The 264-nt window shown below is 37.5% G+C and carries 1 pseudogene; it reads right to left on the reverse strand.

Features of this window, described 5'->3' with window-relative positions:
- Positions 1-264: pseudogene (locus SB717_RS36690) on the reverse strand (IS4 family transposase); the annotation flags it as partial.

Below are 264 nucleotides of genomic sequence, written 5' to 3' on the forward strand. Positions count from 1 at the left end.
ACCGTTTTTTTCTCATATCGATGAGATTTCCGCCCGTTTTGCTGCAGGAGATTGAACAGGCGAAGTAACACCTTTGATAGCTCTTGGGTGTCTTTTTGAATAGTTTGGAATAGAAGAAGAAAATAGTCTTTAATCATATATATTGCTTTATACTCACTAAGCTCTCGTTTTTTCTTCATGAGGAGTAATTGGCGCATTTGAAACATGATAGAAGAACAGAGTAGAATGGCTATCAATTGTCTATACAAATGGCACCCCCACCTT

The sequence above is a fragment of the Priestia sp. SIMBA_032 genome (assembly GCF_046535215.1).
Taxonomy (GTDB): Bacteria; Bacillota; Bacilli; order Bacillales; family Bacillaceae_H; genus Priestia; species Priestia aryabhattai.